The organism is Pseudomonas sp. C2B4 (assembly GCF_013359695.1).
GTDB lineage: Bacteria > Pseudomonadota > Gammaproteobacteria > Pseudomonadales > Pseudomonadaceae > Aquipseudomonas.
The window spans coordinates 1-26,677 of sequence record NZ_JABFMU010000077.1 but is presented as its reverse complement, the minus strand read 5'-3'; the positions used below and the strand labels follow the sequence as shown (position 1 = coordinate 26,677).

General features: G+C 60.9%; 23 protein-coding genes. 8 read left to right on the top strand and 15 right to left on the bottom strand.

The window, feature by feature from the left end; genetic code table 11:
* Nucleotides 1-156 precede the first annotated feature (156 nt).
* The 6 genes from HNQ83_RS28540 (at nucleotide 157) to HNQ83_RS28520 (ending at nucleotide 2,866) form a co-directional block, all read left to right on the top strand.
* Entirely contained in the window at nucleotides 157-453 is a 297-nt protein-coding gene (locus tag HNQ83_RS28540; protein WP_175392190.1) for a DUF5629 family protein, read from the top strand.
* A complete protein-coding gene (locus tag HNQ83_RS28535; RefSeq protein WP_175392189.1) occupies nucleotides 446-1,615 on the top strand; it encodes a lactonase family protein in 1,170 nt (389 codons plus the stop codon). The genes HNQ83_RS28540 and HNQ83_RS28535 overlap by 8 nt, the downstream gene beginning before the upstream one ends.
* 155 nt (nucleotides 1,616-1,770) lie before the next feature.
* Nucleotides 1,771-1,950, top strand: a complete 180-nt coding sequence (locus HNQ83_RS28530) for a hypothetical protein (protein WP_175392188.1) — start codon at nucleotides 1,771-1,773, stop codon at nucleotides 1,948-1,950.
* A gap of 208 nt (nucleotides 1,951-2,158) precedes the next feature.
* Nucleotides 2,159-2,284: a hypothetical protein gene (locus tag HNQ83_RS31385; RefSeq protein WP_256590244.1), complete on the top strand. Its 126-nt coding sequence runs from the start codon at nucleotides 2,159-2,161 to the stop codon at nucleotides 2,282-2,284.
* Nucleotides 2,285-2,399: 115 nt separating this feature from the next.
* A complete protein-coding gene (locus HNQ83_RS28525; protein ID WP_175392187.1) occupies nucleotides 2,400-2,612 on the top strand; it encodes a hypothetical protein in 213 nt (70 codons plus the stop codon).
* A complete protein-coding gene (locus HNQ83_RS28520) occupies nucleotides 2,609-2,866 on the top strand; it encodes a hypothetical protein (protein ID WP_175392186.1) in 258 nt (85 codons plus the stop codon). Before HNQ83_RS28525 ends, HNQ83_RS28520 begins: the two co-directional genes overlap by 4 nt.
* A gap of 58 nt (nucleotides 2,867-2,924) precedes the next feature.
* Here HNQ83_RS28520 and HNQ83_RS28515 read toward each other — a convergent pair whose 3' ends face one another.
* The 10 genes from HNQ83_RS28515 to HNQ83_RS28470 form a co-directional block, all read right to left on the bottom strand.
* Complete coding sequence (locus HNQ83_RS28515) at nucleotides 2,925-3,566, bottom strand: glutathione S-transferase (RefSeq protein ID WP_175392185.1); 642 nt, start codon at nucleotides 3,564-3,566, stop codon at nucleotides 2,925-2,927.
* On the bottom strand, nucleotides 3,563-7,204 hold the full coding sequence (locus tag HNQ83_RS28510) for an AAA family ATPase (protein ID WP_175392184.1): 3,642 nt from the start codon (nucleotides 7,202-7,204) through the stop codon (nucleotides 3,563-3,565). The genes HNQ83_RS28515 and HNQ83_RS28510 overlap by 4 nt, the downstream gene beginning before the upstream one ends.
* Nucleotides 7,201-8,445: an exonuclease SbcCD subunit D C-terminal domain-containing protein gene (locus HNQ83_RS28505; RefSeq protein WP_175392183.1), complete on the bottom strand. Its 1,245-nt coding sequence runs from the start codon at nucleotides 8,443-8,445 to the stop codon at nucleotides 7,201-7,203. The genes HNQ83_RS28510 and HNQ83_RS28505 overlap by 4 nt, the downstream gene beginning before the upstream one ends.
* A 271-nt stretch (nucleotides 8,446-8,716) precedes the next feature.
* Nucleotides 8,717-10,366: a BatD family protein gene (locus HNQ83_RS28500; protein WP_175392182.1), complete on the bottom strand. Its 1,650-nt coding sequence runs from the start codon at nucleotides 10,364-10,366 to the stop codon at nucleotides 8,717-8,719.
* Nucleotides 10,363-12,102: a tetratricopeptide repeat protein gene (locus HNQ83_RS28495; RefSeq protein WP_175392181.1), complete on the bottom strand. Its 1,740-nt coding sequence runs from the start codon at nucleotides 12,100-12,102 to the stop codon at nucleotides 10,363-10,365. Before HNQ83_RS28495 ends, HNQ83_RS28500 begins: the two co-directional genes overlap by 4 nt.
* Nucleotides 12,099-13,178, bottom strand: a complete 1,080-nt coding sequence (locus tag HNQ83_RS28490; protein ID WP_175392180.1) for a VWA domain-containing protein — start codon at nucleotides 13,176-13,178, stop codon at nucleotides 12,099-12,101. Before HNQ83_RS28490 ends, HNQ83_RS28495 begins: the two co-directional genes overlap by 4 nt.
* Entirely contained in the window at nucleotides 13,171-13,665 is a 495-nt protein-coding gene (locus HNQ83_RS28485) for a DUF4381 domain-containing protein (RefSeq protein ID WP_175392179.1), read from the bottom strand. The genes HNQ83_RS28490 and HNQ83_RS28485 overlap by 8 nt, the downstream gene beginning before the upstream one ends.
* Nucleotides 13,662-14,606 (bottom strand): DUF58 domain-containing protein, encoded by a 945-nt coding sequence (locus HNQ83_RS28480; protein WP_175392178.1) that lies wholly within the window; start codon nucleotides 14,604-14,606, stop codon nucleotides 13,662-13,664. Before HNQ83_RS28480 ends, HNQ83_RS28485 begins: the two co-directional genes overlap by 4 nt.
* 5 nt (nucleotides 14,607-14,611) lie before the next feature.
* Nucleotides 14,612-15,571 carry a MoxR family ATPase gene (locus HNQ83_RS28475; RefSeq protein WP_175392177.1) on the bottom strand — a complete coding sequence of 320 codons (960 nt, stop codon included), beginning with the start codon at nucleotides 15,569-15,571 and terminating at the stop codon, nucleotides 14,612-14,614.
* 287 nt (nucleotides 15,572-15,858) lie between these two features.
* The gene (locus tag HNQ83_RS28470) at nucleotides 15,859-16,212 is read right to left on the bottom strand and encodes a hypothetical protein (RefSeq protein ID WP_175392176.1); all 354 of its coding nucleotides are present in this window, start codon (nucleotides 16,210-16,212) and stop codon (nucleotides 15,859-15,861) included.
* A gap of 519 nt (nucleotides 16,213-16,731) precedes the next feature.
* Between HNQ83_RS28470 and HNQ83_RS28465 the strand changes: the two genes are divergently transcribed.
* On the top strand, nucleotides 16,732-21,627 hold the full coding sequence (locus tag HNQ83_RS28465) for an NAD-glutamate dehydrogenase (RefSeq protein ID WP_175392175.1): 4,896 nt from the start codon (nucleotides 16,732-16,734) through the stop codon (nucleotides 21,625-21,627).
* A gap of 169 nt (nucleotides 21,628-21,796) precedes the next feature.
* Here HNQ83_RS28465 and HNQ83_RS28460 read toward each other — a convergent pair whose 3' ends face one another.
* The 5 genes from HNQ83_RS28460 to HNQ83_RS28440 form a co-directional block, all read right to left on the bottom strand.
* On the bottom strand, nucleotides 21,797-22,507 hold the full coding sequence (locus tag HNQ83_RS28460; protein ID WP_175392174.1) for an ATPase: 711 nt from the start codon (nucleotides 22,505-22,507) through the stop codon (nucleotides 21,797-21,799).
* 228 nt (nucleotides 22,508-22,735) lie between these two features.
* Nucleotides 22,736-23,155, bottom strand: coding sequence for a cupin domain-containing protein (locus tag HNQ83_RS28455; protein ID WP_175392173.1), 420 nt, complete (start codon nucleotides 23,153-23,155; stop codon nucleotides 22,736-22,738).
* A 198-nt stretch (nucleotides 23,156-23,353) separates the two neighbouring features.
* Nucleotides 23,354-23,647: an antibiotic biosynthesis monooxygenase family protein gene (locus tag HNQ83_RS28450; RefSeq protein WP_110962613.1), complete on the bottom strand. Its 294-nt coding sequence runs from the start codon at nucleotides 23,645-23,647 to the stop codon at nucleotides 23,354-23,356.
* A 124-nt stretch (nucleotides 23,648-23,771) separates the two neighbouring features.
* The gene (locus HNQ83_RS28445; RefSeq protein WP_175392172.1) at nucleotides 23,772-25,205 is read right to left on the bottom strand and encodes a PLP-dependent aminotransferase family protein; all 1,434 of its coding nucleotides are present in this window, start codon (nucleotides 25,203-25,205) and stop codon (nucleotides 23,772-23,774) included.
* A 378-nt stretch (nucleotides 25,206-25,583) separates the two neighbouring features.
* Entirely contained in the window at nucleotides 25,584-25,781 is a 198-nt protein-coding gene (locus HNQ83_RS28440; protein WP_175392171.1) for a hypothetical protein, read from the bottom strand.
* Nucleotides 25,782-26,071: 290 nt separating this feature from the next.
* On the opposite strand from HNQ83_RS28440, the gene HNQ83_RS28435 reads away from it, so the two are divergent.
* Nucleotides 26,072-26,512: a carboxymuconolactone decarboxylase family protein gene (locus HNQ83_RS28435; protein WP_175392170.1), complete on the top strand. Its 441-nt coding sequence runs from the start codon at nucleotides 26,072-26,074 to the stop codon at nucleotides 26,510-26,512.
* The last annotated feature ends 165 nt before the right edge of the window (nucleotides 26,513-26,677 follow it).

Below are 26,677 nucleotides of genomic sequence, written 5' to 3'. Positions count from 1 at the left end.
GCGGAACAGTCTGGAAATCTATCGAATGACACTCCGCCTTCGCGAGCAGGCTCGCTCCCACATTTATTGGGTGTTGTGGGCAGGTGCCGTGACGGGCACTGATGAGCGCCCACATTGAGCTATCATTGCGTTTTTCCCACTCAAAGATTGATTGCCATGACCGCTGTAACAGACACCTTGCTCAATGCCCTCGAACACTGCGGAATGGTGGAAATCGACGGGCTGCATGCCTTCGAATTCGCCCTGGATGTCGACGACAACCTGCATATCGAATGCATGGACGGCCGAGCGGCCAAGCACTGGGAATTCACCCCGGCACAGATCCAGGCGGCCACCTTCGACACCACCTTGCAAAGCTGGTTGATCACCGGTGATTCTGGCGAACACCGTCTGGTCTGCCTCGGCGACGTCATCAGCGGCGACAACGAAGACGACGAACCAGAGGATGCGTAACCTCTGGCCCCTGTTGATCGCCGGCAGCATCGGCGCGATGGGCGTTCAGGCCGCTCGAGCCGAGAACTATCAATTGCTCGTGGGTTCCTACACGGGTGGTCAAAGCCAGGGCCTTTATCGACTGAACTTCGACAGCGTCACCGGACAGATCGACGCCAAGCCGCTGCAAGTGATCAACAGCGAAAATCCATCCTGGCTGACCTTGAGCAAGGATCGGCGGCGGCTGTTCGTGGTCAACGAAAATGGCCCGGGCCAGAGCGATCCGGTCGGACGGGTCAGCAGTTATGCGATCGACCCCAAGACCCATGAGCTGAGCCTGATCAATCAGGTGCAGAGCCTGGGTAACGAGCCCACCCATTCGAGCCTAAGCGTTGACGGCAGCCATCTGTATGTCAGCAATTATTCGGTGGCCGAAGACCCGGGAGGCACCCTGGCGGTGCTGCCGGTGGGCACCGATGGCGTGTTGAAACCGGTGGTGCAGATGAGCAGTCATCCGGCCAGCCGGGTCAATCCCGAACGGCAGATGTCGGCGCACGTGCATTCGACGATCCCGTCGCCCGATGGCAAGTACGTGTTCTCAAATGACCTGGGCGCGGACAGGGTTTTTGTCTACCGCTTCGATCCCAAGGCGAATCCCGACCTGCCGCTGACGCCGGCCACGCCAGCATTCGTTCAATTGCCGCCCGGTAGCGGCCCGCGTCATCTGTTGTTCAGCGCCGATGGCAAACACGCCTGGCTGACCATGGAAATGAGCGCACAGGTGGCCGTGTTCGATTATCACGACGGCCAGCTTGAGCAGACGCAAATGGTCGACCTGGCTACTGGCCAGCCGGTTTCGGACAAGGCAGCCGCTGCATTGCACGCCTCAACGGATGGAAAGTTTCTCTACGTCAGCAACCGTGGCACCGCCAATCAGTTGCTGGTGTTTGCCATCGACCCGTTGACCGGGCACCTCAAGGAACTGCAACGGCGTGCGGTGGAAGGCGACCATCCTCGCGAGTTCAGCCTCGATCCCAGTGGCCAGTTCGTGCTGATCGCCAACCAGAAAAGCAACCAGATTGTCGTCGTCGAGCGCGATGCCAGGACCGGTTTGCTGGGCAAAACCGTACAAAAATTGCCGATGGACGCCCCGAGCGACCTGAAGTTTCTGCTGCGACAATAGGCCGCAGGCCCCGGTTCGCGGGGCTTGTAGCTTTCTATCAATGAGCCTGATATTTGGTAGTGCTACAAAAGATTTCAAGGCTCCGTTCCTCGAAGGTTAAGTTTGCTTCACGGCCCCACCGGGCAAGCAAGCCAACTGACTCCGAGGAATACAGCATGAACTTCAATCTCTTCTCCGTAATCGCCGCTTCCGCCATTTCCGCGACTGTTGCCCTGCCAGCCAGCGCCAACATTGAAATCAGCGACAAAAAATCCCACACCCAAAGCTACACCCAGAAATACCTGCAACAGAGCGCCAACTTCTACGCCGCGCTGGATCACAAAGCCCAGCACTGAGCGTTTCTCCCTGCACCCGTTATGCAGGAGCGAAGTCACTTGCCCATCGAGCGTTTCAAGTTCGAAAAGCACTGAAGTGATGTCGCTCCTGCATAACGCATTTGCGACAGTGTCATTTCGCCACCCATCTATTGCTTGATATCACATAGCCATGTGTTTAACTTTGACGCTGATTTTTTGACTCCTTCTCCAGAAAAGGATCGATAACATGGCGATGCGTCTTGCAGTGGTGCTGCTGTTCCTCTATTCCACCCCCATCCTGTCCGCTGCCGAGCCCATTTCCGGGGAGCCCGACGCTGCCCGCGAGCGCATGATTAGTTTTATTGAAGACTGAAATAGTCTGGCTTAATGATCAACGCAGCTGATAGTTGATATAGACACGTGTGGTTGGTGATCGATGCTTTTTTGATCGAATCTGTGGACTCTGAAACATGTCCACGGAGTTCATCATGGCCCGCGCAATCATCACTTCTGCCAAACACGGCGCCTATGTGGCTATCGGTCTTTACCTGGTCATGGTGCTGGTTGTCAGTCTTTCGCCACAGTCGCAACAAACCGCCGAACCGCCCATTCATGTGGCACATCCTGGTATCCAGTTTGAACTCCGCGCTCAACAGGCGATGGCGGATCAGGCTGATCTGGCAGGAGTGGGCGGAGCATGAACCGTTGCAAACTCCTGGTCATCGCCTTCCTGGCGTTCATCACCAATGGATTTTCCTTGCTGGGGATCGGGCACGGTTCGATAGGCGGGGTGGCACGGGCCATCGAGGCCAATCACAACATCGCGCGCAACATCGAGACGGCCAAGGCCATGGGGATGCTGGCCGGCAACCCGCCGCGCGAGCCCGATAGCGGTTTTTTCGGACCGTTCCAGGTCGATTGCTCGGTGATCGGCATGTGTGAAGTCCTGGCGTGAGCCACCACGATCCCTGTAGGAGCGAGCTCGCGATGAGCGTCAACGATAACGCGTCAATTCAGTTATCCAACGGCGTCCGTGGGTTTTTCGCGAGCGAGCTCGCTCCTACAGCCATCACCGATGTAAACAACTCCGACTCCAGAAACCACTGCAACCACGCCTGCAACCGCCGATAAGGCGTCTGCGCAAACCACTCGCGATCGACATGGGCGAATTGCCGTATGAATGGCATCAACGCCACGTCAGCCAGGCAAGGGTGATTGGCCAGCAAATAATCCCGTCCCTCCAGCAACTCATCGAGCTTGCGCAAAAATACCTCGCCCTCGGCGCGATAGGCCTCCATCGGTTGCTCCGGATAGCGTTCGGCGTACTTGTAGCGGTTCAGGTGCACCTTGAATGCCTGATCGTTCTCCTCGATCAATGCCGCCATGGCAAGCTGCCCTTGCGGATCCTGCTTGAGCAACCAGTCCTGCGGATCCTGCTGAGCCAGGGCCCAGCGCATGATCTCCAGGCTTTCATCGATGACCCGCCCATCAACACTCAGCACGGGCACCGTGCCTTTGCTCGACAGTGCGAGCATTTCGGCGGGTTTGGCCTTCAGGCTGACCTCGACGATGTCCACGGCAACCCCGGCGTAGCGCAGGGCCATGCGCGCCCGCATGGCGTACGGGCAGCGGCGGAAAGAGTAGAGCGTGGTCATTTCACCTCCAGGGTACTGAGGCCGTTGCCTTGGCGGTGGACCTGAATCTGCACCGGAATCCGTTCGTGCATTTCCTGCACGTGGGAAATCACCGCGACCTTGCGCCCCTGGGCCTGCAAGCCGTCGAGGGCGTCCATGGCCAGTTGCAGGGACTCCGGATCGAGGCTGCCGAAGCCTTCGTCGATGAACAGCGATTCGATTTTCAGTGTGCTCGACGCCATCGAGGCCAGGCCCAATGCCAGGGCCAGCGACACCAGGAAGGTCTCACCACCGGACAACGAATGCACTGAACGCAGTTCGTCGCCCATCTCCGTATCCATCACCAACAACCCGAGCATGCTGCCACCCCGTTTGAGGCGGTAGCGCCGTACGAGTTGACGCAGCTGCACGTTGGCGTGGTGCACCAGCAGGTCGAGGTTGTAGGCCTGGGCGATCTTGCGGAAGGTGTCGCCGGTGGCCGAGCCGATCAATGCATTCAGGCGCGCCCAGCGTTGATACTCGGTGTAGGCCTCGGCAATGTGCTGCGCCAGCGCCTGGTTGGCGTTCTGCCGGCGCTGGTCCTCGGCCTGTTCGGCACGCAGTTCGGCGCATCGCTGTTCGCTGACGATGCAATGGTTCTGCAACTCGGTGAGGGCGGTGTCGAGTTGCTCGGCATCAAGATTGCCGTTGTGCTGCGCCTGGTGATCGAGCAGACGCTTGTCCCGTTCCTGCACCAGGACGCTGGCCTGTTCGATGGCTTTTTCGCTGTGTTGCAAGCGTTGGCGCAGCCCACTGACCTGGGCGTCGTCGACGCCCAGCAGGTCTTCGAGGCCGCCTTCATCCAGCTCTGGATGTTGGGCGCGCCAACCGGCGATTTTGCCGGCGAGCTCATGCTCTTCACTTTCCAGTGCTTGCAAGCGCTCTTGCTGGGCCTTGAGTTCGGCGGCCATTTGCACCCGTTGCGTGAGGACGCTTTGCAGTTCCTGAGCCGTCGTGGCTTCGGTGCTGCGCGCGGTCTCCACGTCCCGCTCCAGTTGCTGCTGCCACCGCTCGGCGCTGCCGTGCTCCCCGAGCAACTGCCCAAGTGTCTGCTGGCTCGCCTGCTGTTGTTCGGCCAGCGAATTGAACTGCTGCTCGGCGATTTGCAATTGCTGGACGCGGGTCTGCTGCCGATCCTGCTCCTTCTCCAGGTGTTGCTGACGCTGTTGCTGTTCGGCCAGCTCTTCCTTTTGTTGATCGAGTTGTGCCAGGCGCTCGCTGATCTGCCGATCGAGTTGCATGAAGGTCGCGGCCGGCTCAAGACGCAGCGCTTGCAGGGTCTCGTCCGGCAGCAGGCTGGCGAAGGCGGCGAGCTCTTCGTCCACACGCTGCCGGTCGCTGCTCAGTTCGCGCTGTTGATTGTCCAGGTGCCGCGCCGCTTGCTGGTGCGCGGTTTCGGCCTGGCGCAGTTGCTGCGTCAGGCGCGCAGCGTCCTGTTGCAGGGTGAGCAGGGCGGTTTGCCGTTGTTCATCCTGGGTGATGCTTTGATTCAACTGGCTGGTTTGTCGTGCGAGCCAGGCGTCGCGCTGACCGGCATCCTGATCCAGCAACGAAGCAATCAACGGGTGCGCTTCAAGGCTTGGCGCCAGGGCTTGCTGTTGGGCCGTCAGTTGTTCCTGCTGTTGCAGCAGTTCCTTTTGCTGAGCGATCAAGCCGCCGACTTCGGCTCGCAGGTCGGTGAGTTTTTCCTTGAGCAGGTCCACCGCTTTCTGGGCGTTGGCCAGTTCGCTTTCATCAAAGCGTCCGAGGCTTTGCAGCAGCGCTTCGGGCTGATGATACGGGTGCTCGTGGCTGCCGCAGACCGGGCACGGCTGATCATCCTGCAACTGCGCGCGCAGTTCTTCGACACTCGCACTGCGTGCCAGCCGCTGGCGCTCCAGCAGTTCACGCGTGACGCTGAGGGTCTGCTCGGCGACGCTCAGTTCGGCCTTGGCCTTGACCCCGTCCTGAGTCAGGCGCTCGCGTTCCTGCTGCGCGCTGAGCTGGCGTTGTTGCAGTTCGGCACCGCGCGTGTCCAGCGCCTGCTGGCTGGCCCACAACCGCGCCAGGTCTTCGATGGCCCGCAGTTGCTTGCGGTTGTCCTGCAAGAGGCTGCCAAGAATGCCGATCTGCTCGGCGACGGCATCCGGTTCGGCGCCGGCTTCGCTGAACAGGACTTCCAGTTGTTGTTTCTGTTCGGTGAGCGCTTGCGCGGTACTCGCGGCGTTCTGTTCGAGGCTGGCCAGCTCGGCCTGACCCTGATTCAGTCGATTGCCGATCAACATCAACTGTTGCAGGCGATCTCGATAGGCATTCCAGGCATCGCTCAGCGGATTCAGATGAGCGCTGTGTTCCAGCTCGACGGCAATGCGCTGCAGGTGTTCGGCAACCTGAGCCTGCCGGTCGAGCAAGGTTTGAATCGCGCTCTGACCCTGGGTGCAAGCCTGTTCGGCGTGGAGCTTTGCGTCGGCCTGGAGGGCGGCATCCTTGACCAGGCGGGCGAGGGTGCTTTGTTCTTCAAAGGCCTGACGCAACAACGGCGCGCTGTCGGTTTGTCGCTGTTGCGCTTCGCCCAGGGCAATCCGGGTGGCGCCGAGCTGTTGCTCCAGCTGCGCCTGACGTTCGCCGAGTTCGCCATGCTGCTGCGTGTGCCCGGCAATCCGCGCCGCCAAGGGCGTCAACAGCGCATCGATCTCGGCTTTGCGGGCGAACTGGTGCCGTTGCGGTGCCAGTTGTTCCAGGCGGTTCAGTTTCAGGCGTTCGCCAGCCAGGCTATGCCAATGGGTCTGGGCCGATTGCAGTTGCTCGGTGGCGCTTTGTTGCGCCTCCTGCAACTGGCGCAAATCCTTGAGCCAGGTGTGCTGCAATTCAAGCTGCTTGAGTTGCGCTTGCTGCAATTTCAGCTGCTGTTGTGCCGCATTGAAGCGCTCATCCAGTTCCGCCCGGGCTTCAGGCGCCAGCGGCGTGACGCCGCTGGCCTGATCCTGCAGCAGTTTGTGGGCTTCGCGGGCTTCCTTGGTCTTGTCGAAGGCGCGGCGACCCAGTCGGGTGTAGAGCGCGGTATCGGTGAGCTTTTCCAGCAATTCGCTGCGATCGTTGTCGTCGGCCTTGAGGAAGGCGCTGAACTCGCTTTGCGCCAACAGCACGGCGCGGGTGAACTGTTCGAAGTTCAGGCCCAGTACCGACTCGATCCTGCTTTTGAACTCAAGCTTTTGACTGGCGAGCAGTTGATCCTGGTCGATGTCGCGCAAGCTCTGGCGACTGGCTTGCAGCCTGCCAGCGGCTTTTTCCCGTGCGCGGTTGGCTTCCCAGCGAGCGCGGTAGCGACGGCCGTCGATGCCGACAAAATCAACCTCCGCAAAGCCTTCACCGGTACCGCGACGTAGCAGCGTGCGGGGATCGCCGGTGCCGATTTCACCGTCGACGTCCGGCGCCTTGGCCGAGGGCTGCACGCTGTTGAGTCGTGGCACCGTGCCGAACAACGCCAGGCACAGGGCGTCGAGCAGTGTGCTTTTACCCGCACCGGTCGGCCCGGTGATGGCGAACAGGCCGGCGCTGGCCAGCGGTTCGGCGGTGAAATCGATCTCGAAAGGGCCGGCCAGCGAGGCCAGGTTTTTCAAACGGATGGCGAGGATTTTCATGGTTGCTCGCTCTCCATCTGCACTTCTTGCAACAGCTCGGCAAAGTCCTTGAGGGTTTGCTCGTCGACCTCGCTGCCGTAGTTGTCCTGCCAGGCACGGCTGAACAGTTCCTGGGGCGTGAGTTGGTCCAGTTCGATCAGTGTCGCATCGTCATCGGCGCCTTCACGGCTGCCGTTGCCGGCGTATTCGGCGGCGATGCGTACCAGGCGCACGGCCTTGCCTTGCAGGGCGGTTTCCACCTGATGGCGCAAATCCGGCTGCGGTTCGTCCAGCCGCACCCGTACCTCCAGCCAGGGCTGGCGCTGGTAGTCGGCCAACAGGTCGATGTTCGGCAGGTCGGCCAGTTGCAGCAGGATCTCGGCCAAGGGCGCCGGGCCGAGGCGTTGCAGGTTCACGGCGCGGGGAATGAGCTTGGGCACGACGCTGACCAGGGTTTCGCCGTCGAGGGTGATGTCGAGAATCTGGTGTTGGTAGGCAATTTCGGAGAACGACAGCGGAATCGGCGAGCCGCTGTAGCGAATCCGCTCCTCGCCGTTGACCTTCTGCGGCTTGTGCAAGTGACCGAGGGCGACGTAGCTGATGCTTGGCCCGAACAGGCTGGCGGGCAGGGCTTCGGCGTTACCGATGATCAGGCTGCGCTCGGAGTCTTCCGACACCGAACCTCCAGCCATGTGCGCATGGCTGATGGCGATCAGCGCCTGGCCCGGTTGGCGTTTGGCGTTGGCCGCTTCGATCAGCCATTCGTGTACCTGGCCGATACCGCGCAGGTAGTTGTCGCCCAGGTGTGCGCCGGTCACCTCAGCCGGACGCAGGAACGGCAGCGCCAGGCACCAGCCAGCGATGTTGCCGCTGGCGTCGGGCAACGGCAGCAGCAGGCGTTCGGCGTCCAGTTGACCGTCGTCCAGCCACAGCACCCGGCCCAGCGCATGGGTACGCAAGCGGCGCATCAACGGAGCCGGCAGTTCGATCCGCGAGCCGGAGTCGTGGTTGCCGGCAATCATCACGATGGTCAGCAGCGGTTGCTGCTCGTGGGCGCTGACGATGAAGTCGTACAGGCGCTCCTGGGCTTTGACCGGCGGGTTCACCGTGTCGAAGATATCGCCGGCGATCAGCAGTACATCCGGCTGATCGAGCTTGAGCTGGCGCAACAGCCAGTCGAGAAAACAGCCGTGCTCGAAATCGCGATCCTGGCCGTGGAGGTTTTGCCCCAGGTGCCAGTCGGAGGTGTGAAACAGACGCAAGGCGAACTCCGCTACTTGAAAGATGATGGCCGCGAGAAAAATGAAAGCGGCGAAAGGGGAGAGAGTTTACTGGTAAACATGTTTGCGGATGTACACGAAAAACTGTGGGAGCGAGCCTGCTCGCGAAAGCGGTGGGTCAGTCAGCATGGATGTTGAATGTGAGGACCTCTTCGCGAGCAGGCTCGCTCCCACAGTGGATCGCTGTCGCTCAGGTGCTTCCCCGCAACCATAGGATCTCCCACAGATCCTGCATTTTGCCTCGTCCGGAGTATTACTTGGGATAAAGCGGCGGCAACCCACTGTCGCCCACCGGGTCCTGAACCCGCTCGGTGATCGGGATCGTACGGATCGCCCGCCACAGCTCTTCACCTTGCCAGTGCTGTCCGGTTTCGCTGTAGAGCGCGCCGTTCAATCCGTCCAGCGCGTCGGACAGCGGAACGAAGCGGGCTGCCATGTCCGCCAGGGTTTCCGGCTGCTGCCGGGCCCAGGCGTCGAGGGCCTGGCGGGTGGCGTGGGAGTCGTTGGCCTGGCAGGCGCGCTTGAGGTCGTCGAGTACGGTGCGCGGGCTCGGACCGGTTTGCGCGGCGCGCAGGATTGCCGGTTGCCAGCGCGCTCGCCACCACAGGCCGAAGCCCAGCAGGGTGGTGCACGCCAGGATCAGGCTGCTGAGTTTCCAGCGCCACAGGGTTTCGCTCTCGGCCGTCGTGTTGAGGGGGGCGCCGGCCGGGGAGTCGACCATCAGGCTGGGATTGGCCGCCACCTGCAGGGATCTGGCTGGGAGGCTGCTGTGTTCCAGATGGTCTTCAAAGGTGTTCCACCAGACCACTTCGACCGACGGCAACTCAATTGAACCGCTGCGAGACGGTACCAGCGCTTCGCGGTCCTCGCGGCTGCCCACCAACCCGCGTTCGCTGTTCTGGTTGCCCAGCACCGGTTGATCCGGATAACGGCGCAAGCCACTGACCTCGGTGCCGGGCAGTGGCGGCAGTTGCGTGCTGGCCAGGCCTTCGGCTTTGACCGTGAGGCTGCGGGTCAGCGAATCGCCCACCTGAACGTGTTCCGGTTCCGGGTTCCAGGTCTCGCTGAGGGTCAGGCTGCGCGCCGGCAACCAGGGTAGGTCGGCGGGGTAGGTGATGGGTTTGGCCTTGACCGTCAGCAGGATTTCCTTGGAGCTGATTCGCATCAACTTGCCGGATTTGGGCGCCGGCGACGTGGCGTCCTGGGTCGGTTGCGCCTCCACCAGCGCGGCATTGAATATCTGCCCCGGAATGATCAGTTCGCCGCTGTGTTGTGGGTAGATCGCATAGCGCCATTCAATGACGCCGTGACGCACACCGTTGATGTCTTTTTCGTAGTTCCGCGATTCGCCCAGCTGTTCGATGCGTGCGTCGGGAATCTGCAAGGGCGGCAGGCTGCTGTCGTCGTACAGCGACACCGAATGGTAGATGCGCAGGGTCAGGATCGCTTGGGCCTGAACGTACACGCTGGTTTGATCGAGGCTGGCGTCGATGAACACCGGCGCCAGTTTGTTCGGGTTCTCCTGGGTTTCGCTCTGGACCACTTGCACGGTGATTGGCTGGCTCTGGGCGTCGCCCAGTTTCAGCGCAGGGATGACCACGCTGCCGTTTTGCAGCGGCAGCAGGGTGACAATCCAGCGGGTGGTGGCGCGGTTGTCGCCGCCGAGGGTGTTCAACTGGTTGACCTGGCGGGTGCCGCGCACTTCGAACAGCGGCTCCAGCGGCGTCAGGTCCGGCTTGCCGAACTGCGTCACGTCGTTGGATTCCAGGATCAGCTCGATCGTTTCCCCGGAGTTCAGGCGCGTGCGATCGACACTGGCGACCAGCTCGGCTGCCTGGGCCTGGGCGCTCCAGATCAACAGGGCGGACAGCGGGGCGAACATGAAAGCGGTGAAGCGGGTCATCGAGTTTTTCCCTGATCCTGATGTTGTTGCTGTTCGTACCAGAATTTGCGTCTGAGCAGTTCTGCCGGATCATCCGGGATCTGCCGCAGCCATTGCTCCAGCGCCTGCTGCTGTTCGCCTTCGATGCTGTCGCTGGCCGGGCGCATGGGCGGCGTGGTGTGTTGTTCGTCGCCCAGTTCACTGCCCGGGACTTCGTTGGTGCCCGGTTTTGGCGGCCTCGTGGACGATGGATCGGTTTCGGAGGCGGTCTGTTGGTCAGCGTTCTTCGGCTCGCCGGCGCTCTGCGCCTGGGCGGCAGCGCCGGGTGGCGGTTCCTGTGGCGGCGCCTGCGGTTCCTCGCTGGCGGCTTTATCCGGTTCGGCGGCGGGTGGATTGGTTTTCTGCTTGAGCAGGGTTTCCACCAGCGCCTTGTTGGTCAGCGCAGGACGCAGGTCCGGTTGACGTTCAAGTGCCTGTTCGTAGGCATCCAGCGCTGCCTCCAGTTCACCGCTTTTGGCCAGGGCATTGCCACGATTGTAGTGGGCGTGAGCATCGTTGCCTTCGGCGAACCGCTGGGCGGCGCCGCTGTAGTCGCCGGCCTCGTAGAGGGCCACGCCTTGCCATTGATGGTCTTCGAAGTGCTGCGCGGCCTCGGCCGGGCGTTTCTGCTTGAGCAGGTGCAGGCCCTGTTGGTCGGGGCGCAGCCACAGGTCCTGGAGTTCGAAGGCATGGCTCGGTTGTGGCAACGCCAGCAGTAGCGGCAGGCAGAGCAACCAGCCGCGACGACCGGCACAGGCGGCCAGCAGCAGTAGCGGCAGCAGTAGCCAGTAACCCTGGTCGGCCCAGGCATCCAGGCGCACGGTCTGGCCGTCGTTGCGCAGGTTGCGCGGCCCATCGAGCAGACCCAGCGCACGCAGATCGGCATCGCTCAGGCGCGCGTGGCGATAGCGTCCGTCCAGATCATTGGCAAAGGCCTTCAGGCCGGCCTCGTCCAGATGCGGCACCAGAATCGCCCCCTGTTCGTCCTTGAGGAAGCTGCCGTCCTCCTGGGTGATCGGCGCGCCTTCGGCAGTGCCGATGCCCAGCATCAGGAATTGCGTTGAGTGGCCACTCAGCGCGCGACGAATCCCCAGGCGTTCCTGTTCCGTGAGGGACGAGCCGATCAGCAGGATCCTGCCGTCGCCCAAGGCGCCTTGCTCCAGCAGGGTCAGGGCCTTGATCACCGCCAGGTCGGCGCGATGTCCGGGTTCGGGCATCAACGAGGGCTTGAGGGCGTCGATCAGGTTGCGGCTGGTGGACAGGTCGTCCGACAGCGGCACCAGCGTGTGCGCACTGCCGGCGTAGACGACGATGGCGGTCTGTGCGTCGCTGCGGTTTTGCAGCAGGTCGAAGAGCTTGCGCCGGGCCTGTTCCAGGCGGTTGGGCTGAACGTCGGTGGCGAGCATTTCCGGGGTCAGCTCAAGGATCACCACCAGGGGATCGGCAGGTTTCTGGCTGATTTGCTCGACGCGCTCCCAGCCCGGCCCCAGCAGGGCGAGGATCGTCAGCAGCCACGCCACACCCAGGGCCACCCACGGCAGCTTGCTGTCGCGTCCGCTGCCGCCGCTGAGCAGGGTGGCATGGAAGGCCGGCGGCAGAATCATCTGCCAGCGTCCGGCACGCTTCTGTCGATGCCAGAGCTGCCACAGCAACCAGCCCAGCAGCGGCAATAACAGCAGCCACCCGGGGCGAAACCAGTACGGCCAGAGCGCGCTCATCGGCGCCTCCGCAGGCGCAGTCGCTTGAGACGCTGGCGCCAGTCAGGCAGTTGCGTTTGCAAAAACAGATCCTTGGTAAACAGGCGTTGGAACGGGTTGTCCGGCCAAAGCACGCGGGCCACCAGCAGCATGCTCAGTAACAGTGCCATCGCCAGCGGCCAGTGATACAGCGCCTGGGCCGGACGGGCCTGGGTCGGTTGCTGGGTCACCGGTTCCAGTCGGTCGAGGGTGTCCTTGATCGCTTGCAATTCCTTGCCGTCCCGCGCCCGAAAGTAGCGGCCACCGGTGGCCTGGGCGATCGCTTCCAGGGAGGGTTCGTCCAGGTCCAGGCTCGGATTGATGCCGAGGAAACCCAGGGTGCCACTTTCTTCGGGATCGGCGCCGATACCGATCGGGTAGATTTTCACGCCTTCCAGGGCCGCCAGGCGCGCCGCGGTGAGCGGGTCGATCTGGCCACCGTTGTTGGCGCCGTCCGTCACCAGAATCAGCACTCGGCTTTGCGCCGGGCGTTGCCGCAGGCGTTTGAGGCCCAGGCCGATGGCGTCACCGATGGCGGTATTCTTGCCGGCGATGCCGATGCGGGCTTCGTCGAGCCAGACGCGCACGGTGTGTCGGTCGAAGGTCAGCGGTGCTTGCAGGTAAGCCTGGCTGCCGAACAGGATCAGACCGACCCGATCGCCATCGCGACTCTCGAGGAAGTCGCCGAGCAGGTGCTGGACCAGTGCCAGGCGGCTGACCTCTTCGTCCTGCCACTGCATGTCCGGGAAATCCATGGAGCCGGACACATCCACCGCCACCAGCAGGTCACGGCCACTGGCGGCAATCGGCAGGGGTTCGCCAAGCCATTGCGGGCGGGCGGCGGCGGTCAGCAACATCAACCACAGCAGCAGGAAAGGCGCCTGCTGGCGCCAGGCCGGCAGATTGGCCCGGGCGCGACGACGGGCCAGGCCCTCGAGGTCGCTGAGGAAACTGACTTTGAGCGCCGGTTCACCGCTGTCGGCCACTGGCAGCACCAGGCGCATGAACCACGGCAAGGGCAGCAGGGCAAAGATCCACGGCCAGGCGAACTCAAACATGTTTGCGAATCCAGGTGTCGACAGCCTGAGTCAGACCGGCGATGGCCTTGTCGTCGAGTTTGCATTCGGGTTTGTAAGCACCTTCGACCAGCACCATCCAGCGGGTCAGGCCGGCCGCCGGGCAGCGGTTGTCGAGGAACGCCAGCCATTTGCGCCCGTTGAGTGTATGGCTCTGGCTATAAGGGTAATGGTTGCGGCACAGGCGCTTGAGCAGACCATTGAGTTGCTGCAGCCAGGCGCCGGCAGGGGCGCCGTTATAAGGCTTGGGCATCAGTGCCAGCTCCGCCAGCGCGGCGAGTCGCACCGGGTCCATCGGTTGTTCGGCGCGCACGATGCGGTGCTTTTGCGGGGCCAGGTGCCGCAATTTCCACAGGCCGAAGCCGAGGGCGGGCAGTAGCAGCAGTAACAGCCACCAACCGGGTGCCGGCGGCCAGAAAGCAATCGGAGGCGGGGAAATCAGCGGTTGCAGTTGTTCGAGTCCGTTCATCGACCTTTCCCCGGTTTCTGAGGGTTCAGGTACTCGCGCAATTGCTCGACCATTTCGCTCTGGGTGCTCAATGGCATCATCAACACCCGCAGTTTTTGCGCGAGCAATTCCCAGCGGGCGATGCGCGTTTCGGCCTGGGCGCGGTAGGTCTGGCGCAGGTCGAAATTCAATGTGTCGAGCTCCAGTTGCGCTCCGCGCTCGGCGAAACGAAGCAAGCCGGCGGCGGGCAGGGCGTGATCCAGCGGGTCGGACACCGGCAACAGCAACAAGTCGCAATGGCGCGACAACAGGCTCAATTGCTGTTCCGCGCTCTCGGTCAAGGCGCGCTCATCGCAAATCACAATCACCAGGCTGCCGGGTCGCGAGACTTCCCGGGCCCGGCGCAGGGCAATGCCGAACGCATCGCGGTCCGGTTCGCCTTCGGTGTGCAGCGATTGATTGACCCGCACCAGTCGGTTGAGCAGTTGCAACAAACTCTGCTTGCTGCGCCGAGGTTTGATTTCGTAGTGCTCGTTGTCGCCGAACACCAGTCCGCCGACCCGATCGTTATGCCCCAGCGCCGCCCAACCGATCAGGCTCGCCGCCTGGGCGGCGAGCACCGATTTGAACATCAGCCCCGAGCCGAAAAACAACCGGCGGCTTTGCTCGACCATGATGAAAATCGGCCGTTCGCGCTCTTCATGGAACAGCTTGGTGTGCGGCTCCTGGGTCCGCGCGGTAACGCGCCAGTCGATGGTGCGTACGTCGTCGCCCGCCTGATAGACCCGCACCTGATCGAAGTCCACGCCACGGCCGCGCAGCTTGGAGTGGTGCAAGCCGATCAGCGGGCTGCGCTGGCTCGGCGTGGAAAATAGCTGCACTTCGCGCACGCGATGACGCATCTCGATCAGCTCGGCGAGCGTGACGCGGATACCCGGCTGGGGTGGCAAGGGGGCGTTCATCGGGGTCAAGCGACGGCTACGACGTCGAGAATCCGCTGGACCACACGGTCCTGGTCGATGCCGGCGGCTTCGGCTTCAAAGGAAAGAATGATGCGGTGGCGCAACACATCGAACAGCACCGCCTGAATGTCTTCCGGGCTGACGAAATCGCGCCCGGCGAGCCAGGCGTGGGCCCGGGCGCAACGGTCCAGGGCGATGGAACCGCGAGGACTGGCGCCATAGGCAATCCACTCGGCCATCTCCGGGTCGAACTTGGCCGGATTGCGGGTGGCCATGACCAGTTGCACCAGGTATTCCTCCACGGCATCGGCCATGTACAGGCCGAGGATTTCCTTGCGGGCGGCAAAAATCGCCTGCTGGCTGACGCGACGCTCGGGCTTGGTCTCGCCGTTCAGGGCTTCGCCCCGGGCCTGTTGCAGGATGCGGCGTTCGACGGTGGCATCGGGGAAGCCGATTTTCACGTGCATCAGGAAACGGTCGAGCTGGGCTTCCGGCAACGGATAGGTGCCTTCCTGCTCGATGGGGTTTTGCGTGGCCATCACCAGAAACAGCGGCGACAACTCATACGTACTGCGCCCGACACTGACCTGGCGCTCGGCCATCGCCTCGAGCAACGCCGACTGCACCTTGGCCGGGGCACGGTTGATTTCGTCCGCCAGCACCAGGTTATGGAAGATCGGGCCTTGCTGGAACACGAAGCTGCCGGTTTCCGGACGATAGATTTCCGTGCCGGTGATGTCGGCCGGCAACAGGTCGGGCGTGAACTGGATGCGATGGAACTGGGCTTCGATGCCTTCGGCAAGTTCTTTGATGGCCTTGGTCTTGGCCAGGCCAGGGGCGCCCTCGACCAGCATGTGGCCATCGGCAAGCAGGGCGATGAGCAAGCGCTCGATGAGTTTTTCCTGGCCGAGAATCTGCGTTGAAAGAAAGGTTCGCAGCGCGAGCAGCGCTTCACGATGTTCCATCGATGACTGTTCCTGGAAAGGGTGACCGAAGACGTTCGTATAACGCCAGGGCTGGGGGCGTTACTTTAATCCATCGCGGGGGGCGGCGACTAACGGCATTTTGTGCAAAGTGCGGGAAAAGAATGGCGAAACTGTTGGAGGTTTGTACCCGTGGCAGAGCAGCATCGTTTTTTCGGGCCCCTTCGCGAGCAGGCTCGCTCCCACAGATGGTCGGGTTCCTTCTGAAAGGGCGCGATCAATTGTGGGAGCGAGCCTGCTCGCGAAGAGGCCGGTACAGCGGCTGAAAACTAGAGCTGACTGATGTAAGTCCCGGTCCCCTTGAGGATGTTCTGCAACGTCTCTTCCACCTCCGCCAGATCACTGGCATCCGTGCTGTGAGTGATCTCCAGCACATCATCCCCATTCAACGCATCGGCATCCGCCGCCGCGATTTCGATCTTCAGCAGGGTAGGCGTCAGGGTGACTTTCACGCCGTCGAGGGTCGAGGGTTCGCCATCGAGGGTGATCTCCAGCTCGTCCTCGTCCGGGTAACGGGTCATCAGGAACATGTCGCCCTTGTCGCTGTGGCAGCAGAGCATGGCCATGTTGTCTTCTTCGTCATCGCACGGGTTGACGATCAAGAGGGCGGTGGTCATTTGCATGGGTAGTTCCTGGCTCGACGAGCGTAATGAAGGCGCACAAAAAGCGATTCTGCCAGTCCCGGCGAATTTCTGCTCGTCCGAGTGTCGAAGGATGTGATGCGAACGACCAGTGTGTTACTGGTCATTTCTGGGACGAACGTGCCGTAAAACCGGACGGAAAACCGCCATTTTCCCGCACGGCTGCTAGTGTTATCCGATGCCCCCGCCCTCAAGCTGCATACCGTTGACCGAATATGTCGCAGCATCGCAAGCATGGGCCTTGCCGCACTCGTTAAGCTGCGCAACGGATGAGCACCTGTAAAGGCATTGCGCTGCCCGCAGTTCAGTCGCCTTTGCAGATGCCCATTCACGGAAGGTGAATGTGACCCGAGTGTCTCGTCCAGCTTCACCCACCTGTCACCCTGTTTCCTCTGCCCGAGAATCAGGAACAGGGTGACGGGTAGCTTTGAAACATAGCCCCGAAAAGGGGTGTTTCGCGCGACGCTTCCATCAATAACAAGCCCAAGCGGAGTACCACAGATGGCGTTCTTCACCGCAGCCAGCAAAGCCGACTTCCAGCACCAACTGCAAGCGGCACTGGCGCAGCACATCAGTGAACAGGCACTGCCACAAGTGGCGCTGTTCGCTGAACAATTCTTCGGCATCATTTCCCTGGACGAACTGACCCAACGCCGGTTGTCCGATCTCGCTGGCTGTACCCTTTCTGCGTGGCGCCTGCTTGAGCGCTTCGATCACGCGCAACCGCAAGTGCGCGTCTTCAACCCCGATTACGAACGTCACGGCTGGCAGTCGACCCACACCGCGGTCGAAGTGCTGCACCACGACCTGCCATTCCTGGTGGATTCGGTGCGCACCGAGCTGAACCGTCGTGGCTACAGCATTCACACCCTGCAAACCACCGTGCTGAGCGTGCGTCGCGGCAGCAAGGGCGAGTTGCTGGAAATCCTGCCCAAGGGCACCCAGGGCGACGACGTTCTGCACGAGTCGTTGATGTACCTGGAAATCGACCGTTGCGCCAACACCGCCGAACTGAGCGTGCTGACCAAAGAGCTGGAGCAGGTGCTCGCTGAAGTGCGCGTCGCGGTTGGCGATTTCGAACCGATGAAGGCCAAGGTCCAGGACATCCTGGCCAAGCTGGACAGTAGCCAGTTCGCTGTCGATGCCGAAGAGAAGAATGAGATCAAGAGCTTCCTGGAATGGCTGGTGGGCAACCACTTCACCTTCCTGGGCTACGAAGAGTTCGTGGTCACCGACCAGCCTGATGGCGGTCACATCGAATACGACCAGAACTCGTTCCTCGGCCTGACCAAACTGCTGCGTGCCGGCCTGACCTACGACGACCGTCGCATCGAAGACTACGCCGTCAACTATCTGCGCGAACCGACCCTGCTGTCGTTCGCCAAGGCCGCACACCCAAGCCGCGTGCACCGTCCGGCTTACCCGGATTACGTATCGATCCGTGAAATCGATGCCGACGGCAAGGTCATCAAGGAATGCCGTTTCATGGGCCTGTACACCTCGTCGGTGTATGGCGAGAGTGTGCGCACCATTCCGTACATCCGCCGCAAGGTCGCGGAAATCGAACGCCGTTCCGGCTTCCAGGCCAAGGCTCACCTGGGCAAGGAACTGGCGCAGGTGGTCGAAGTGCTGCCACGGGACGATCTGTTCCAGACCCCGGTGGACGAGCTGTTCAGCACCGTGATGTCGATCGTGCAGATCCAGGAACGCAACAAGATCCGTGTGTTCCTGCGCAAGGACCCGTACGGCCGTTTCTGCTACTGCCTGGCCTACGTGCCGCGCGATATCTACTCCACCGAAGTGCGCCAGAAGATCCAGCAAGTGCTGATGGATCGCCTGAAAGCCTCGGATTGCGAGTTCTGGACCTTCTTCTCCGAGTCCGTGCTGGCCCGTGTGCAGTTGATCCTGCGCGTCGACCCGAAAAACCGCATCGACATCGACCCGCTGCAGCTGGAAAACGAAGTGATCCAGGCCTGCCGCAGCTGGCAGGACGACTACGCTTCCCTGACCGTCGAAAGCTTCGGCGAAGCCCAGGGCACCAACGTGCTGGCCGACTTCCCGAAAGGTTTCCCGGCCGGTTACCGCGAGCGTTTCGCAGCCCATTCGGCTGTGGTCGACATGCAGCACCTGTTGAGCCTGAGCGACAAAAACCCGCTGGTGATGAGCTTTTATCAGCCGCTGGGCCAGGTTTCCGGTCAGCGCCAGTTGCATTGCAAGCTGTACCACGCCGACACCCCGCTGGCCCTGTCCGACGTCTTGCCGATCCTGGAAAACCTCGGTCTGCGCGTGCTGGGTGAGTTCCCGTATCACTTGCGCCACAGCAGCGGCCGCGAGTTCTGGATTCATGATTTCGCGTTCACTGCCGCCGAAGGCCTGGATCTGGATATCCAGCAACTCAACGACACCCTGCAGGACGCGTTCGTCCACATCGTTCGCGGCGATGCCGAGAACGATGCGTTCAACCGCCTGGTGCTGACCGCCGGCTTGCCATGGCGCGACGTGGCGCTGTTGCGTGCCTACGCCCGCTACCTGAAGCAGATCCGTCTGGGCTTCGACCTGGGCTACATCGCCAGCACCCTGAACAACCACACCGACATCGCTCGCGAATTGACCCGGTTGTTCAAGACCCGTTTCTATCTGGCGCGCAAACTCAGCAGCGACAACCTCGAGCAGCGTCTGGAACACGCGATCCTGACCGCTCTGGATGACGTTCAGGTGCTCAACGAAGACCGTATCCTGCGTCGCTACCTGGACCTGATCAAGGCGACCCTGCGCACCAACTTCTACCAGACCGACGCCAACGGCCATAACAAGTCGTACTTCAGCTTCAAGTTCAACCCGCACTTGATTCCTGAACTGCCGAAACCTGTTCCGAAGTTTGAAATCTTCGTTTACTCGCCACGTGTCGAAGGCGTGCACCTGCGCTTCGGCAACGTCGCTCGCGGCGGCCTGCGCTGGTCCGACCGTGAAGAAGACTTCCGTACCGAAGTCCTGGGCCTGGTAAAAGCCCAGCAAGTGAAGAACTCGGTGATTGTGCCGGTGGGTGCCAAGGGCGGCTTCCTGCCGCGTCGCCTGCCACTGGGCGGCAGCCGTGACGAGATCGCGGCCGAGGGCATTGCCTGCTACCGCATCTTCATTTCCGGTCTGCTGGACATCACCGACAACCTGAAGGACGGCGCGCTGGTACCACCGGCCAATGTCGTGCGTCATGACGACGATGACCCGTACCTGGTGGTTGCAGCGGACAAGGGCACCGCAACCTTCTCCGACATCGCCAACGGCATCGCCATCGACTACGGCTTCTGGCTGGGTGACGCCTTTGCGTCCGGTGGTTCGGCCGGTTACGACCACAAGAAAATGGGCATCACCGCCAAGGGCGCGTGGGTTGGCGTACAGCGCCACTTCCGCGAGCGCGGCATCAATGTCCAGGAAGACAGCATCACCGTGGTGGGCGTCGGCGACATGGCCGGTGACGTGTTCGGTAACGGCTTGCTGATGTCCGACAAGCTGCAACTGGTCGCTGCCTTCAACCACATGCACATCTTCATCGACCCGAATCCGGATCCGGCGACCAGCTTCGCCGAGCGTCAGCGCATGTTCGACCTGCCGCGTTCGGCGTGGTCGGACTACGACACCAGCATCATGTCCGAAGGCGGCGGGATCTTCTCTCGCAGCGCGAAGAGCATTGCGATTTCCCCGCAGATGCAAGAGCGTTTCGACATCAAGGCCGACAAGCTGACCCCGACCGAGCTGCTCAATGCCTTGCTCAAGGCACCGGTGGACCTGTTGTGGAACGGCGGTATCGGTACTTACGTCAAAGCCAGCAGCGAAAGCCACGCCGATGTCGGCGACAAGGCCAACGATGCGCTGCGCGTGAACGGCAACGAACTGCGCTGCAAAGTGGTGGGCGAGGGCGGTAACCTCGGCATGACCCAGCTGGGTCGCGTGGAATTCGGCCTCAATGGCGGCGGTTCCAACACCGACTTCATCGACAACGCCGGTGGCGTGGACTGCTCCGACCACGAAGTGAACATCAAGATCCTGCTGAACGAAGTGGTTCAGGCCGGCGACATGACCGCCAAGCAGCGTAACGAGTTGCTGGCGAGCATGACCGACGAAGTCGGCAACCTGGTACTGGGCAACAACTACAAGCAGACTCAGGCACTGTCCCTGGCGGCCCGTCGTGCCTTGCCACGGATCGCTGAATACAAGCGACTGATGAACGATCTGGAAGGTCGCGGCAAGCTGGATCGCGCCATCGAGTTCCTGCCGGCCGAAGACGCGATCAACGAACGCGTTGCAGCAGGTCACGGCCTGACTCGTCCCGAGTTGTCGGTGCTGATCTCCTACAGCAAGATCGACCTCAAGGAGCAGTTGCTCAACTCCCTGGTGCCGGATGACGACTACCTGACCCGCGACATGGAAACCGCTTTCCCGCCAACCCTGGTGAGCAAGTTCTCCGAAGCCATGCGTCGTCACCGTCTGAAGCGCGAAATCGTCAGCACCCAGATCGCCAACGATCTGGTGAACCACATGGGCATCACCTTCGTTCAACGACTCAAAGAGTCGACCGGCATGAGCCCGGCGAACGTGGCCGGTGCTTATGTGATCGTGCGTGACATTTTCCATCTCCCGCACTGGTTCCGTCAGATTGAAGCCCTGGACTACAAGGTTTCCGCCGACGTGCAACTGGAGCTGATGGACGAGCTGATGCGCCTGGGCCGCCGCGCCACGCGCTGGTTCCTGCGTGCCCGTCGCAACGAGCAGAACGCTGCCCGTGACGTCGCGCACTTCGGTCCGCACCTGGCGGCGTTGGGCCTCAAGCTCGACGAACTGCTCAGTGGCGAGATCCGCGAGACCTGGCAGACCCGTTATCAGGCCTACGTCGCTGCTGGCGTGCCTGAATTGCTGGCGCGCATGGTGGCTGGCACCACGCACCTGTACACGCTGCTGCCGATCATCGAGGCTTCCGACGTGACCGGCCAGGACCCTGCGGACGTGGCCAAGGCCTACTTCGCCGTGGGCAGCGCGCTGGACATCACCTGGTACCTGCAACAGATCAGCGCGCTGCCGGTTGAAAACAACTGGCAAGCCCTGGCCCGTGAAGCGTTCCGCGATGACGTCGACTGGCAGCAACGTGCGATCACCATCTCGGTCCTGCAACAGGGCGACGGCAGCCTGGACGTGGAAACCCGTCTGGCGCAGTGGATGGCGCAGCACGAAAGCACCATCGAACGCTGGCGCACCATGCTGGTGGAAATCCGTGCCGCCAGCGGCACGGACTACGCCATGTACGCGGTGGCCAACCGTGAGTTGCTGGACGTGGCATTGAGCGGCCAAGCGCCGGCAGTGCCGGCTACAGCCTCGGCCAGTGAAGAGCTGGAACCGGCTGCTTGATCAGGCGTTGAATGAAAAAGCCCCGCATTGAAAGATGCGGGGCTTTTTTTTGCCAATGTTCTGGGGTGTCTGTTCGGGCCTCTTCGCGAGCAGGCTCGCTCCCACAGTGGTTTGCGACATACACGAAACCGATGTGGGAGCGAGCCTGCTCGCGAAAGAGGTATTCCCCTTAATACACTTTCTGATCCTTGTTGTTATCTATCATCGACACTTTATCTGTCGGCCTGGTCAATAAATTACTGAGCGACTGGTCAAACTTCTGCAGTGCCCTTACTTGCACATTCTGCTGTTCATTAATGTCGGCAACTATTTCTTCACTGCGCTTATAGTCCGCCCACACCGGACTGAGCGCCTTGGCATCATGCCCTTGTGCAGTACCGATGTAGTTGAGGTTGCTGTCATAGAAGTGCGCACTGACATTGGCTTCTATATCGGAACTGCGCGAGGTCATGAGTTGACTGCGGGTGTCGACCACCGCGACGACATCCGGTTTCGCCGCCTTGAGGCTTTGCATGTCCGGGTACACCGTGACCGAGCCGAACTGCCGTTGCAGGGAGGTCTTGACGCCATCCACGGCCAGGTCGGGGTTGGAGGTGGCCACGTAGGCGTCATGAATCGATTGCACCAGCAGGCTCTGGCCGAATCCGGTGCCGGCATTGGCCTGGTAGTCCTGAAGGTAGGCGCGGTTGGCCTGGGTGTTGCGGTTGTACACCACGCCCAGGGACACATCACTGCCGTTGGGAACGCGGGTGGCGCTGCTGCGTCCTACCGGTTCGCTGAAAATGCCGTCCAGCGAAGAAACCGCCGAAGGTGCAGTGGGAATAGAGCAACCGGTTAAAAGAGCCGTTATCGTCAACGTACTGACAAGTGCAAGTTTCATGGTGTTTCTCCAGTGAAACAACATCAGTCGAAAGTTTAATTGGCCGGAAGTAACCGGCGGTATCTCCAGACTAAACCGGGAGTGGCGGAAGAAAATAGCCAATATCGGCCATTATCAGGTGGCCAATAGTTTTGTTTGGTTTAAAGACATCTGGTTAATTGCCCGGGGAAATAAAAAGGCCCGAAACAATGTTTCGGGCCTTTTTATTTATGGCTACGGGTTCAGCGATCAGTTTTTCAATGGGACCAGCACTTGCTCGTCCGGCGACAAGACCATGAACACCAGCAACTTGGCAGGCTTGGTGGCGCTGGCGTTCTTTGAGACCAGATGCTCGGAGCCTGCCGCTTCATACCAGTATTCCCCGGCCTTGTAAGTCACTTCTTTTTCGCCTTTTACCTGAGAAGTGACGGCTCCCTCCAGAACGTAGGCCATGGCGGTGCCGTCGTGCTTGTGGGCAATGGATGCCTGGCCGGGCTTGTAGTCGACCTCGATCATCAGGGCCTTTTTGCCCGGGACGTTTTTCAGCACTTGATCCTGAAGTACCGTGACCTTTTCCGAAGGATTACCGGCTTCATGGGCGAAGGCCGAGGCGGAAACGGTCAGGGTCAGGGCAACAAGGGGAGCGGCAAAGAAGTGCAATGCGTTCATGATTCATCACCTGCGATGGTTAGTGGTCAGGGACCAATCTAGTGCGCCGCAGGGTGCAATCAAACAGCCAATACTCGGGAAGGTCAGGGGACCAATGCGGGGAGCCGGAAACGAAAAAGATCGCAGCCCTCGGCAGCTCCTGCAGAGGTACCCTTGCTCTGCGGGAACGGCCAAAGGCTGCGATCTTTAATTGTGTTTCTATCGAATCGGGAAGCTGTTGAAATCAACCGCATTGGCCAGTTGGCAATCGATCAGGTCGATAAAGCCTTGCACTTCGGGGCTGTTGAAATGCGATTGCATGGCCGCTTCCGATTGCCAGTGGGCGCTGACGGTCCAGCGGTTACTGTCCTCAGGGCAGCGGTCGACCATATAGGAGTCACAGCCCGGGGTTTCGCGCAGGGTGTCGACAATCTTTTGCAGTTGCTTACCCAGTTCTTCCGAGCGGCCGGCGACGGCCTGCACCTTTACGGTATTGATCACTTTGTAGGACATTGGCTCACACTCCTGAATCAGGCCGGACGAATCCTGCTCATTGAGGGATAACGCCTATGCAGGATAGGCCTGCACTCCCGGACCACCAATAGCCAATTGCCGGATAAAGCCGCAGTCCAATCCCTCAGGCCAGCTGTTGCAAAATGTCACGAAGGCGGTCCAGGGCGATGTCGATGTCCAGGGTTTCAATGGCACCGAAACCCAGGAAGAACCCGGACTGAGGGGCTTGCTGGTAGTAAAAACTGTCGATGGCATAGAGCCCGACTTCAACCTTTTTCGCCAGTTCTATCACCAGCGGAACGTCGATTGGCACTTTGCACAATACCACCATGTGGAAACCGGCCCGGGTGGGCACCGCTTCGAGCCACGGCGAGAGATCGCCGGCCATGCGCGCCAGGATGCGTTCACGCCTGCCCGCATAAATCGTATGGCAGCGTCGAATGTGCTTGAGCAGGCAGCCTTCAGCGATGAATTTGGCCAGTGCCCACTGGGGCAGGGTGGAGGTGTGCAGGTCGGTGAGTTGCTTGGCGCGTACCACCGCTTCGAGGATTGCCGGCGGCAGGATCGCATAACCCAGGCGCAGCTCCGGCAGCAAGGTCTTCGAAAAGGTTCCGACGTAGGCGACGATCCCGCGCTCATCCATGCTTTGCAGCGAATCCGTGGGTCGGCCCTCGTAGCGAAATTCGCTGTCGTAGTCGTCCTCGATGATGATGGCCCCCAGTTCATGGGCCTTGGCCAGCAGCGCCACCCGCCGTTCCTGGCTCATGGGCATCCCCAGCGGGAACTGGTGCGAAGGCGTGACGTAAATCAGGCGTGTGCCGAGGGGGATCTTGTCGACCTGGATGCCCTCGGCATCCACCGGAACGCCAATCACCGTGGCGCCGTGGGTGCCGAACAGCAGGCGTGCCGGCGGATAACCGGGGTCTTCCATGGCCACGATGCTGCCGGGCCGCGTGATGACGCGGGAGATCAGGTCCAGGGCCTGTTGGGCTCCGTTGCACACCACCACATCTTCATCCTGGCAGTTGACCCCGCGGGAAAACGCGATGTGCCGGGCGATGGCATTGCGCAGGGCCGGCAAGCCTTCGGGCAGGCTGTAGAAGCCCTTGGAGGCGGCGATCTGACGCAAGGCGTGGGAGGTGCAGCGTCGCCAGTCGTCCTGGGGAAACTGGCCCTTGCTGGTGGCGCCGCCGATGAAGTCATAACGCAGCGAGCCTTCCAGGGTCGGATGGCGCAGAAACACCGGCAGGTTGCGCCAGGACTCAATGACCTCGAAACCAGCCAGCTCCGAATGACTCTGCTTGCGCTCGATTTTCGAGGCCCGGGCATTGACGTAGGTACCTTTGCCGATCACCCCGGTGAGAAAGTTTTCGTAGGTCAGTTGGGCGTAGGTATCGGAAATGGTCTTGCGCGAAATGCCCAGTTGCTCGGCGAGCAGGCGACTGGGTGGAAGCTGCGTCCCTGCTGCCAGACGGCCCGATTCGATGGCGCTGCGCAGTTGGTTGTACAACTGGCCTGCCAGGTCCTTGCGGCCGTGAATGACAACATGTAGTTCCATACCGGCAAGCTCCTGCGGCGGATGATCTTGTTCGCGGTGTGCGTGGCGCAAGATTACCCGCATTCACCGGCAGGGATGAAGTTGCGAGGGGAAAAAACGCCGGATTGGACTAGTGGGCACTGGTCTTCCCGGAAATCGAGGAATTGGTTATAGGCCGACCGGGTCATTCCCGTTAGTCTGCCGCCATTAAGTATTTAGTTGAAAGTATCTGTTTAATGTTATTTGTTTTATGAATTTGGTGTTGCTCCACCATCAGCCTTGTAATGATTATTACAGGGCTTTTTTGTTTTAGTGTAGTTGGTTGAAAGTACTCATCCTTGCAGGAATATTGATCTTGCAAGGATGAGTCAGTGCGCAAGCCATTGGCAAGCAACCGCTTCAACTGGCTTTGGCTGGCAGGGTTTCAGCGCGTTCAGCGGTGTTGCGATTGTCGCTCTCAATCCGTGCATTCTCCAGCGCAACCTGCTCGGCACGGGCGTTTGCGCGTTCGATCAGGCGATCGCTGCCACCTTCGGCGAAGCTCAGGCCAGAGAAGGCTGCACACAACAAACTACCGGCGATAACGAAGTTTTTCATGATGTTTACCTTTGAAGTAAAGTTGCAAGTGTCGGGATGACGGCGCCAGTTTAGAGAGCGAGTTGAATGTTCAGGAATATCCAATTTTCCAAATAATGCGGTGACCAATGTCTTTTTAAGGGCGGGGCGTTCAGATAACTTGAGGGTGTTTAAAGTCAGGTAGGGAACGGTGTCTTCCAGCTGCGGTTATTCGAAGAAAGTGGTATGCCGTTTTTTCGCGCAATTGGATCTGGCATCACCCGGTGCTTGTGCCAATCTTTAAATCATTCATCAGATTCGAAAGGCCCGCCATGAACCCTCGACTGGATTACTACAGCGCTTCCCCCAAAGCGATGAAAGCGATGATCGCCATGGAGGCGCTGACCAGCAGCTTGAGCATCGAACCGGCGCTGCTGCACCTGATCAAGATTCGCGCATCACAGCTCAACGGCTGCGCCTTCTGCACCGACATGCATTCAGTGGACGCCCGGCGCCTCGGCGAGACCGACCGGCGCCTGTATTCCATCGTGGTCTGGCGCGACAGCAATTTTTTCAACCCGCGCGAGCGTGCAGCCCTGGCCTGGACCGAGGCGGTGACACTGCTGTCGGAAAATCATGTGCCGGATGATGTGTATGAAGAGGCGAGGGCGCAATTCAGCGAAGAAGAGCTGGTGGATCTGACCATTGCCGTCACCACCATCAACAGCTGGAATCGCCTGGCCGTGAGCTTTCGGCAAAGCCCCAGTACCTGACCTCATGGGCACGCGTTCCCCTGTGGGAGCGAGCTCTGCTCGCGATGGACGTCAACGATAACGCGTCCGGTCTGAATGATCGCGTTGTCTGGACATCCATCGCGAGCAGAGCTGAACTGGTCAAGTAATCCCGGACACCGTTTACGGTGCTTATGCCGCTTTTTG

What these genes read in the sequence shown, in the direction of transcription:
- HNQ83_RS28460 (WP_175392174.1), bottom strand. Translation starts at nt 22,507, where the DNA reads ATGAAACTTGCACTTGTCAGTACGTTGACGATAACGGCTCTTTTAACC.
- HNQ83_RS28520 (WP_175392186.1), top strand. Translation starts at nt 2,609, where the DNA reads ATGAACCGTTGCAAACTCCTGGTCATCGCCTTCCTGGCGTTCATCACC.
- HNQ83_RS28465 (WP_175392175.1), top strand. Translation starts at nt 16,732, where the DNA reads ATGGCGTTCTTCACCGCAGCCAGCAAAGCCGACTTCCAGCACCAACTG.
- HNQ83_RS28490 (WP_175392180.1), bottom strand. Translation starts at nt 13,178, where the DNA reads ATGTTTGAGTTCGCCTGGCCGTGGATCTTTGCCCTGCTGCCCTTGCCG.
- HNQ83_RS28540 (WP_175392190.1), top strand. Translation starts at nt 157, where the DNA reads ATGACCGCTGTAACAGACACCTTGCTCAATGCCCTCGAACACTGCGGA.
- HNQ83_RS28440 (WP_175392171.1), bottom strand. Translation starts at nt 25,781, where the DNA reads ATGAAAAACTTCGTTATCGCCGGTAGTTTGTTGTGTGCAGCCTTCTCT.
- HNQ83_RS28530 (WP_175392188.1), top strand. Translation starts at nt 1,771, where the DNA reads ATGAACTTCAATCTCTTCTCCGTAATCGCCGCTTCCGCCATTTCCGCG.
- HNQ83_RS28535 (WP_175392189.1), top strand. Translation starts at nt 446, where the DNA reads ATGCGTAACCTCTGGCCCCTGTTGATCGCCGGCAGCATCGGCGCGATG.
- HNQ83_RS28485 (WP_175392179.1), bottom strand. Translation starts at nt 13,665, where the DNA reads ATGAACGGACTCGAACAACTGCAACCGCTGATTTCCCCGCCTCCGATT.
- HNQ83_RS28515 (WP_175392185.1), bottom strand. Translation starts at nt 3,566, where the DNA reads ATGACCACGCTCTACTCTTTCCGCCGCTGCCCGTACGCCATGCGGGCG.
- HNQ83_RS28510 (WP_175392184.1), bottom strand. Translation starts at nt 7,204, where the DNA reads ATGAAAATCCTCGCCATCCGTTTGAAAAACCTGGCCTCGCTGGCCGGC.
- HNQ83_RS28475 (WP_175392177.1), bottom strand. Translation starts at nt 15,571, where the DNA reads ATGGAACATCGTGAAGCGCTGCTCGCGCTGCGAACCTTTCTTTCAACG.
- HNQ83_RS28495 (WP_175392181.1), bottom strand. Translation starts at nt 12,102, where the DNA reads ATGAGCGCGCTCTGGCCGTACTGGTTTCGCCCCGGGTGGCTGCTGTTA.
- HNQ83_RS31385 (WP_256590244.1), top strand. Translation starts at nt 2,159, where the DNA reads ATGGCGATGCGTCTTGCAGTGGTGCTGCTGTTCCTCTATTCCACCCCC.
- HNQ83_RS28470 (WP_175392176.1), bottom strand. Translation starts at nt 16,212, where the DNA reads ATGCAAATGACCACCGCCCTCTTGATCGTCAACCCGTGCGATGACGAA.
- HNQ83_RS28500 (WP_175392182.1), bottom strand. Translation starts at nt 10,366, where the DNA reads ATGACCCGCTTCACCGCTTTCATGTTCGCCCCGCTGTCCGCCCTGTTG.
- HNQ83_RS28525 (WP_175392187.1), top strand. Translation starts at nt 2,400, where the DNA reads ATGGCCCGCGCAATCATCACTTCTGCCAAACACGGCGCCTATGTGGCT.
- HNQ83_RS28480 (WP_175392178.1), bottom strand. Translation starts at nt 14,606, where the DNA reads ATGAACGCCCCCTTGCCACCCCAGCCGGGTATCCGCGTCACGCTCGCC.
- HNQ83_RS28445 (WP_175392172.1), bottom strand. Translation starts at nt 25,205, where the DNA reads ATGGAACTACATGTTGTCATTCACGGCCGCAAGGACCTGGCAGGCCAG.
- HNQ83_RS28450 (WP_110962613.1), bottom strand. Translation starts at nt 23,647, where the DNA reads ATGTCCTACAAAGTGATCAATACCGTAAAGGTGCAGGCCGTCGCCGGC.
- HNQ83_RS28455 (WP_175392173.1), bottom strand. Translation starts at nt 23,155, where the DNA reads ATGAACGCATTGCACTTCTTTGCCGCTCCCCTTGTTGCCCTGACCCTG.
- HNQ83_RS28435 (WP_175392170.1), top strand. Translation starts at nt 26,072, where the DNA reads ATGAACCCTCGACTGGATTACTACAGCGCTTCCCCCAAAGCGATGAAA.